Source organism: Pseudomonas sp. BN606 (assembly GCF_029873115.1).
Lineage (GTDB): Bacteria > Pseudomonadota > Gammaproteobacteria > Pseudomonadales > Pseudomonadaceae > Metapseudomonas.
In genome coordinates, this window is the sequence record NZ_SSOF01000008.1 from 1 (window position 1) to 847 (window position 847).

Below are 847 nucleotides of genomic sequence, written 5' to 3' on the forward strand. Positions count from 1 at the left end.
TAGTGTATAAATTCATTATCCAGGGACAAACAAAGAACCTACACGAACTCACAATGAACCGCACACACAAACACAAACAAGCCATTCAACACATTATCACACACAACACACCCAAACCACAACAAACACCCGACCCCACACCAACAGTCAAGTCTGACTCGGAACTTCTAAAACTCATCAAAACATGTGGCATTCAATCAGTCACAGTAGAACCAACATCCAAAACAAACAAGTCAAAGCCCTACAAGCAACAACTACCACTTCCTCAACAAACCACAAGTAGTCAAACAATAACAAATCTCGTCAATGAACTAGGCATCAATCAGCAAAACACATATTCGACTGCATATTTTGACTACTCTAAAACAACATTTAAACCAGTAGTTGTAACAGTATATGACCCAGTAGAACTTCTCAATACCAAAATCGCCCGAATCCGACTCCTGACCGCAACTGTCCTCCTCAACATCCTCACTATCCTAAATGTGTGCACTAAAATTGGAATAATCACCACTAAACTATTTTCCAATCTTTATCACAAAACTACTTTCCACACTTGTAGTATACTAAATTCAATTCTTACAGCAATAACAATTCTAGTGCATGCATCTACCAAATCAACTGCCCTAACACTTAAACGCATCATAACCAGTCTGTCTTTCCTAATTTCCACAATCCTAATCTCATCAACCAGACTGCTCCAAACCATCATCAAGTCTGCCCAAGTATTCATACAATCAATAGTAATATTTGTAAGCAAACTTCTCGTAATAATTTCTAAAACACTAATAAACCAAATCAAAATTGGCTCTAAAATATACATAAGCATCATCAAAACCATACACAC

General features: G+C 37.2%; 1 protein-coding gene. It reads right to left on the reverse strand.

The features are described from left to right. Nucleotides 1–535 precede the first annotated feature (535 nt). On the reverse strand, nucleotides 536–847 hold a 312-nt coding region (locus tag E8E75_RS00045; RefSeq protein ID WP_280357618.1), incomplete at its 5' end, for a hypothetical protein.